11 protein-coding genes are annotated in these 7,142 nt (G+C 60.4%); 5 read left to right on the plus strand and 6 right to left on the minus strand.

The window, feature by feature from the left end:
- Positions 1-91: 91 nt before the first annotated feature.
- The 3 genes from NW841_RS00300 (at position 92) to NW841_RS00310 (ending at position 1,247) form a co-directional block, all read left to right on the plus strand.
- Positions 92-451, plus strand: a complete 360-nt coding sequence (locus NW841_RS00300) for a hypothetical protein (RefSeq protein ID WP_414371041.1) — start codon at positions 92-94, stop codon at positions 449-451.
- 9 nt (positions 452-460) lie between these two features.
- Complete coding sequence (locus NW841_RS00305; RefSeq protein WP_414366127.1) at positions 461-757, plus strand: hypothetical protein; 297 nt, start codon at positions 461-463, stop codon at positions 755-757.
- A 178-nt stretch (positions 758-935) separates the two neighbouring features.
- A complete protein-coding gene (locus NW841_RS00310; RefSeq protein WP_414371039.1) occupies positions 936-1,247 on the plus strand; it encodes a hypothetical protein in 312 nt (103 codons plus the stop codon).
- 3 nt (positions 1,248-1,250) lie between these two features.
- On the opposite strand, the gene NW841_RS00315 is transcribed toward NW841_RS00310, so the two are convergent.
- The gene (locus NW841_RS00315; protein ID WP_414384891.1) at positions 1,251-2,657 is read right to left on the minus strand and encodes a serine/threonine protein kinase; all 1,407 of its coding nucleotides are present in this window, start codon (positions 2,655-2,657) and stop codon (positions 1,251-1,253) included.
- A 96-nt stretch (positions 2,658-2,753) separates the two neighbouring features.
- On the opposite strand from NW841_RS00315, the gene NW841_RS00320 reads away from it, so the two are divergent.
- Positions 2,754-3,035, plus strand: coding sequence for a J domain-containing protein (locus NW841_RS00320; RefSeq protein ID WP_414371035.1), 282 nt, complete (start codon positions 2,754-2,756; stop codon positions 3,033-3,035).
- A gap of 393 nt (positions 3,036-3,428) precedes the next feature.
- Here NW841_RS00320 and NW841_RS00325 read toward each other — a convergent pair whose 3' ends face one another.
- The 4 genes from NW841_RS00325 to NW841_RS00340 form a co-directional block, all read right to left on the minus strand.
- Positions 3,429-4,106, minus strand: a complete 678-nt coding sequence (locus NW841_RS00325) for a chorismate pyruvate-lyase family protein (RefSeq protein WP_414384893.1) — start codon at positions 4,104-4,106, stop codon at positions 3,429-3,431.
- 75 nt (positions 4,107-4,181) lie between these two features.
- Positions 4,182-4,685 (minus strand): AbrB family transcriptional regulator, encoded by a 504-nt coding sequence (locus tag NW841_RS00330; protein ID WP_414335049.1) that lies wholly within the window; start codon positions 4,683-4,685, stop codon positions 4,182-4,184.
- Entirely contained in the window at positions 4,682-5,131 is a 450-nt protein-coding gene (locus NW841_RS00335) for a Fur family transcriptional regulator (RefSeq protein ID WP_414336590.1), read from the minus strand. The genes NW841_RS00330 and NW841_RS00335 overlap by 4 nt, the downstream gene beginning before the upstream one ends.
- Before the next feature lie 29 nt (positions 5,132-5,160).
- Positions 5,161-5,484 (minus strand): DUF1825 family protein, encoded by a 324-nt coding sequence (locus NW841_RS00340; RefSeq protein WP_414335060.1) that lies wholly within the window; start codon positions 5,482-5,484, stop codon positions 5,161-5,163.
- A gap of 156 nt (positions 5,485-5,640) precedes the next feature.
- Here NW841_RS00340 and cobT point away from each other — a divergent pair, with 156 nt between their 5' ends.
- Positions 5,641-6,768, plus strand: coding sequence for a nicotinate mononucleotide-dependent phosphoribosyltransferase CobT (cobT, locus tag NW841_RS00345; protein WP_414371119.1), 1,128 nt, complete (start codon positions 5,641-5,643; stop codon positions 6,766-6,768).
- Here the strand turns inward: cobT and clpS are convergent.
- Positions 6,717-7,022, minus strand: a complete 306-nt coding sequence (clpS, locus tag NW841_RS00350; protein ID WP_414335062.1) for an ATP-dependent Clp protease adapter ClpS — start codon at positions 7,020-7,022, stop codon at positions 6,717-6,719. The genes cobT and clpS overlap by 52 nt on opposite strands.
- Positions 7,023-7,142: the final 120 nt, after the last annotated feature.

Genomic DNA, 7,142 nt, shown 5'->3' on the forward strand with positions numbered 1-7,142 from the left:
CGGGGAAGCTCCAAAAAGCGAGGGCTCAAAAGAGACACTACGCCCTTCCGGAGGTTTATGCGAATCCATCGCGTCAGCGGGACGGCGTCCTTTGGCAACGGCTTGCCACTTCACCCCTGCCTGCTACTGCGCGGCCTGTGGCAGATGGTTTGAAGGCAAGAAGCGGGTGCGCCACCTCTTCAACGATGCGGGAGTGGTTCTCGGCCCGCTTTGCCCGGCTTGCTTCGCGCTGCCCCCGGCACAGTTGCCTGAACCGCGTGCGGATCCCGGCTCCAAAGAGCATGGCTATCGCCTGGAGCAGGTGGCTAGAGAGCCCTCCATTCGTCACCCTGTGGCTCCGGCAGTGGCAGCAGCGTTAGCGACAGAATTGGGCATTCCCAAAAAGATGCAGGAAAATCAGGAGAAGTTGAGCCGGAATCCAAACCCGCCGGCTTGCCATTTCGTTTGCTGAGGAATCCCGATGCACGACCTGGACAGTTTGCCAGAGCCAGTAGCCGACGCCCTAATCAAAAGCCTGCTCACGGATGTGGAACGGCTGATCAACCAGCACGGCCTGTCAGAGGTTTTGGTGGGGTTGGCCATGTATTGCAATGTGCAGTTCAAGGCCAAGTTCAATAAACCCAACCGCACTGAGAAAGATGAGGAGCTGGGATTTTATTTCCGCGACGCTGCCAAAGCCCTAGAGGTAGCAGCCAGCCTCACCTACCGCACCATTGACCGCTCCCGGCCCAGCCAGCCCACCCAACCCAACGCTTAGATGGTAGGGATCCCGCCCTTACCCCTCTCCCTGAGGCAGCCCAAGCGCTCCGCGCCGCTAACGCGACCACCCCCAACCCCTCTCCCTGAGGGAGAGGGGAGTTGGCAAGTGATCTAGGGTGGCAAGGGATCCCCCTGGGTTTTTATGCTGGTGGGCGACAGTTGCAGGGAGGCCGAGCGTGAAAATTGTCTGGGAACGCAGCATTTACGGGGGCAATGGCCGCGTGCCCTGCATTATCTGCGGCGGATGGGCCACCCCGATCCAGAAAAAGGGGCAGCAGGTGCTGCTGGCGGTGGTCTACAACGACCGCGGCCAAATCTATGGCGAGATCTGCCGCAGTTGCCTCAGCCTGGGGGCTAAGGGCATCAAAGAGTATCTACGGGAGCGGATTGCCCGCCTGCGTAGACAACTGCAAGACCTGGAGGAGCTGGAGCGGGGAGAGGTGCAACTGCCCACCTTGGAGCAGGAGCTGAGCGCTTACCTGGATTGAGGACTACCCTTTCTGCCGCTCAATCGGGATCTTCAGCCAACGGCTCAGCTCCGAGGCCAACCATTCTAGCTCTGGCTCTTGCAGATTCTTTAGCTCGTACTTGCGGTTGCCCGCCCAAATGTTCAACTGTGGGCATACCTCTTCCAGGGTCCCAGAATATTGTCGTCGGGTATAACCCGGGATCAGCTCCAGCCGGTCAATGTAGCATCGCCGACTAGGGGGAACTGGATGAAAACGCAGGCCAAGCAATTCGTAGGCTAAGCTGATCCGTTCTTTGTCGATATACAGGTAAGCCTTGCCGAATAAGCTGTAGAGGGTCAGGAGCACCAACCACCCCACCTCCCCGAAGAGCACACAGGCCAGCATGAGCAGAAAAAAACTAACCTCCATAGCCTCCTCATCTGTCCCGACCGTGGAGGCGGCAATACAAAGAGCGTAGTAGCCAAGCGCAATGACGGCAACGACGAGAGGCAAACAAACCAAGCCGAGAAGTCGTTTGGCCGGGATCACCACCTCAAAGGTCTGTTCGGACTTGTGCAGTTGAATCCGGCTGCCCGCCGGCCGTCGAGGGGGAACCGCGGCTGCTGTCGAAGGAACCGGCAGTGGGCGGCGATCCAACTGCTCCAGCGCCTCCAGGGCCTGCCGGGCAGAAGTGGGACGGTTCGCCACCAAGGGCTCTGTCAGCCAGCGCAGCCAGTCGCGAAAGGCCGGGCTCAGTTGCACCGCTGGCTCGAACCCAATCCGGGATCCCACCTGCGGCAAGTCCGCCGGATGCTGGCCTGTCAGCAGGTGAATCAGCGTGGCGCCTAGGCTGTAGAGATCGGAGGCAGGCACAGTTCTGCCGCCAAATTGCTCTAGGGGCATGTAGCCGTAGCTCCCCACCACGGTGTAGGATCCCTGCTCCCGCGGCGCAGCCGCCTGCACCGAGCCAAAATCCACCAGGTACACCTGCCCGTCGGCTGCCAACAGAATGTTGCTGGGCTTGAGATCCCGGTGGATGACCGGCGGGTGGAGCTCATGGAGGTAAATGAGGATGCGCAGCAGCTTTTGCGCTAGGTCGCGCACCTCCGGCTCGGCAAAACGCCGCCCTCGCTCCATCCACTCCTGCAGCGAGGGGGCGTCGATGTAGCTTTGCACCAGCGCCAGGCCGCGCCCCCCTTTCAGGGCAATTTCAAAGCAATCGCGGTACTGGGGAATGGCCGGGTGGGAGAGAGTTTGCAGGATCTGGGCTTCTCGCTCAAACAGCTTCAGGTCGGCCCAGTTGAAATCCGGCCCGAATAGGATTAGCTTGATGACAACCGGTTCTGAGGTGAGGAGATCCCGCGCTAGGTAGGTGTGTCTACCGCTACGCTTGCTCAGCCGCCGCTCGAGTTGATACCGCTGCCGCCAAACTGGACGCTCTGAAGCCATCTCTCCTCGCTCAAGCACCCCGTTTGCTCAGCTCCATAGTAGCTCTAGGACAGGGATCCCCTCGGGGTCAGAAATTTGTTCTGGGAGACAGAATCAATGGGATTCCTGGAAAGCCTATCCAACAGCTTTCCCAAAACGGGCAGGATATGCTGGCGAGGGATCCCTGGTTCTCTACCGAGTCTCCCCTGGCCCCTCCGCCTGTTTCCCCACCTACTACCAGGGCTTTCTCCCCAAGCCAGCCTGGGGGAGATCAAAGCCGCTTACCGTCGGCGGGTGCGCGAGATTCACCCAGCTCGTCTGCCTGCCGACTTCCCCGAAGGGTTGCAGCAATTGGCCCAGCGAGATACCACGTCCCTCAGCAATAGCCAGCAACGCTGAGTCTACATCTCAGCCTCCTCCCCCAGCCCTCCCCCTTGCCAAAGCCGGCTGTGACCTCTGCTGCTTGGCTTGCTCTCTTGAGTGCCGGCTTGAGTGGGGCTGCTCTCTGTTTGGCAAGTTTGGCCCCTTGGAATGCCCTCAGCCCGGCACAAGGTTTGGATGTCGCTGGCAAAACGGTTGTTGTTGGCACCTCTCAGTTTCTCGGCAATGCGGATCCTTCTCTGGCAGCCTCCTCTGTCCCCCCAGACATCCGACACGGGCAACGCCCTAGAAGGTTCTCGGCCCCAGTTGCCCCTTCTGCTGGTCTCCTTTCTCCCTCCTAGCGGCCAGCCCAACTCGCATGCTATCGGCCAACGGCAGCAAAGAACGCCGGCAAGCCGTGCGCTGGGTGCCCTAGCCAGGCAGGACTCTGGCCCGCAGGCGGGAGGAAAAGACCTCGTAAATAACCGTCAAAGGCTGGCCCCGGTGTAACAGGAGATAGTGCCTAGCCCAAAAAGGACCGGGGCAGTTGAGAAGCCGGGCAATGGGCTCGGCTTCGCCGTAGTAGAGCCGCCGCAACTCGCGAAAGGTCTCCAGTTTTTCTTGGATTAGGTTTTGACCAATGGGCAGATTGGGATGGGGCAAGTATCGAGCCAGATGGTCGGAGTTCCACCAAGAGGTGGCATAGAGCAAGGGCTGCTGAGAGGTTGCTCCACACAGCCAAACCCGCCGCCGCATCAAGGGGGATCCCAGCCGTGCCAAATCCTTGGCCAGCCGTTGCATGGACTGGGGGGCGGCCCTCTGCTCCGCCGGCAAATCGACCCGGCCCGTGTCGAGCAGATGGGCCTGAATCGGCTCTTGGGTCAAGGCAGCCAGGTTGCGGGTGGTCAAGCCATCCCCCAAGAGCAGCAGGCGCAACACGGGATCCACCTGCACCAACTCAGGCTGTAGCGGGTCTACCTCCCCCTGCCAATGCAGTTGCAGGGGCCACCAATCGCCTTGGCCAGAGGAGACGTTAGAACAGAGAGCAGCGCTCCAAGGGGATCCCGCGGCGTCGGCCTGGTAGGTCAGTGGAGAAGGGGAAAGTTCCAAGGCGGAGGTTCGGTTGTTAAGTTCTGTATCGCTCCTTAGTCTAACCCACCCCCTGCTGCAGCTCTAGGGGCTTGCCTAGCTGGTGCCCGGCTGGATCAGCAGCCGTACCACCCAGGGGACGACCACGATGACGCTGATCAGGCGGGCCAGATGCATGACCACCACTGTGCTGGTTTGGGCTCCCATGTCCAGGGCAATCAAGCTCATATCGGAAATGCCCCCTGGCGCCGTGCCCAAGATGGCCGTGAGGCGCTCGATGCCCAACCAACGGGAGATCAAATACCCCGACAAAACTCCCGTGCCCACCGCAATCACCGTACAGAGCAGGGCCGGTCGCCACAGATCCTTCAGGGCAAAGAAGGTCTCAGCAGTGAGCTTGCTGCCCAAAAGGATGCCCAGCACCACCTGCATGACAAAGCGGATCCCGGCTGGGGGAGTGGGGATCGGGATCGCCCCCCAAACATTGACCAAACCCACTGCTACCATCGAGCCCACCAAGGCTCCTGCCGGCAGCCTCAGCTTGACTGCAATCAGGGCACCTGCCAACCCGATCAACACCGTCCAGAGATAGTTCATCATTGCGGCTTGGCCTCGCGGCAAGGGGATCTCTGCAAAGCAGGGCTTGGCCCACCTTTTCCACGACATTCGGCGCAAATGCCGTAGAAGTCCAGCACATGGTACTCGATCACAAATTGGTAGCGGCTGGCAAGCTGCTCCTCCAGATCTTCCACCGGGCAATCCGGCAGAGGCACCACCCGCCGACATTCGGTGCAGATCAGGTGATGGCGGTTGTGGCCGTTGCTGGGCAGAACCTGATAGTAGGTTTGCTGATCCCCCAAGTTGACCGCCTGCAGCTTGCCCTCATTGCGCAGAGCATCCAAAACTCGGTAAACCGTGGCCAGACCCACCGTGTGGTTGGCATTGCGTAACTCCAAAAAGATCTCTTGCGCCGAAAGGGGCTGTGAGCGCTGCTCTAGCAGCTCCAGAATTAATTTCTGGTTGCGGGTCTGGCGGGAAGAAGACATGATCCTTTTGTCTGGGTCATTCTTTGGGGTCAACGCTCAGAGTCTGCCTCGGCTTTCATGCGCTCTAGGGTCTGGTGCATCTGGTCGAACATTTGGGTTAGGGAGAGCCCAAACCCCCCAAGCTGGGTTTGCAGTTGTTTGATGGTCATCTGAGCCATAAAGTCGTCGGAGAGCTCCAGCCGCTTCATGAAAATGCGCTGGCGCTCCAGCAATTCTTCCATTCGCTCAATGAAGATTTTTTTGCCTTCCCGGTCGAATTGGCCGTAGCGCTCGCCAAGTCGCATCAGGTTTTGGAAGTCCTGAAACAGTTGCTTGGCTTCTTCTTGGACGATCTCCGAGTCGAAAAAACTCATGGCCTTCGGTTTGCTCTGCATAAACTGTATTGGGTATACCTATCCTATCCGATCGGGCTGGGGGGCGCAGTCCCTGCCGTTTTCCGGCCAGTACGGGATCCCGCCCTTCGCTTGGGTGGAGAATGGAGTTTGGGCCTGTCTGCCCCGCTCTCTGCTATGTTCCCCTTTCCTGGTGTGAAGGCTTACACGCAGCCGGCTTTAGCCCGGCAGTGGTGCCAACGGGTGCAGGGATCCCGACCGCTGTTTTTGGCCTGCCTGGGGTTTACGGAAACGGCTCTTGTTCCAGGCATCTCTGCTGCTGGCGCCACGCCCTCCTTGCGGCGCTACACGGCCCTTGCCGATGGAGAGGTGCTGCTGGGGGGCTATTCTCACCGCTTGCCCACCTCTCCCGATGGCTATCCTTCACCGGTGGTGATCAGCCGCGCCGTCCTGAGGGAGTTGGGGATCCCCTGTCGCGTGTTCGACTGTGGTTTGCCGGAGCCGCTGCCGGGGGCAGAAACGGTAAGCGCCAGGGGGATGGCCCGCTGCTTGAGCACAGGGCAGGCTTTATCTCTGGAACAGGTGGGATCCCTGTGGCAGGAGGGGTACGAGCGGGGATCCCGGCTGGAGTCGAGCTACTGCGTCATCGGCGAATGTGTGGCAGGGGGCACCACCACGGCACTGGCGGTGTTGCTGGGGCTGGGCTGGCAAGCAGAGGGCATGGTCAACAGCAGCCACCCGGTCTGTAACCACGCCCAAAAGCTGGCCTTGGCGCGGCAAGGTCTGGCCCATCTCTCGCCCAACGCTACAGCGCCAGAGGTGGTGGCCGCTGTGGGGGATCCGATGCAGCCCTTTGTGGCCGGACTGGCGATGGCGGCAGCCCAGCGGGGGCCGGTGCTGCTGGCGGGCGGCACCCAGATGCTGGCGGTGCTGGCCCTGATGCGGCGCTGGGGGGAAGAGCAAGGGATCCCTTGGCCCCCAGAGAACGTAGTGGTAGGCACCACCCGCTGGGTGGCCGAGGATCCCTCCGGCAATACGGTGGCCTTGGCCGAGTTGCTGGGAACTGCCCCCCTTTTGGCTACCCAACTGAGCTTTGCCCAGAGCCGCTACGCCCCCTTACAGGCTTACGAGCGAGGCTATGTCAAGGAGGGGGTGGGGGCGGGTGGGCTGGCCATTGCCAGCAGCCTATATGCCGGCTGGGGCCAGGCAGAGCTGTTGGCCGCCGTTGAGCGCAGCTACGAGCAACTTGTGCTTCAGGCCGGCTCCAGGGGGGCCATCGTCAGGCCCTCCCGCAGCAACTGTTGATGGTAGAGCTCCGCTTGCTCTTGCGGGCCGACCCAGACGACCGCTTGCCCTTCGGCATCCACCTGCACGGTTAGTTGTCGCGCCAAGGGCAGGGTCATGCCGGGGATGTACTTGAGCAGGCATTCGGTAACGTGCTGAAAGGTGTTGAAATCGTCATCCAAGACGATCACCTTGAAGTGGGGGTAGGGCTGACGAACCCGGGTTCTCGACGGAGACGACTGCTGAGCCAGTCGAGTGGGAGCTTCCGTGGTCATAGCAGCAGAACTCAAGACAACATCCCGTAACTTTAATGCCTCAGATTTGATTCAGCTTTCTCAACAGCCAAAAATAGGCCGCTGTTGATTCTGAGTCTATTCTAGTTCCTAGTCTAGTTA

This window comes from Synechococcus sp. H60.3, assembly GCF_047462295.1.
Lineage (GTDB): Bacteria > Cyanobacteriota > Cyanobacteriia > Thermostichales > Thermostichaceae > Thermostichus.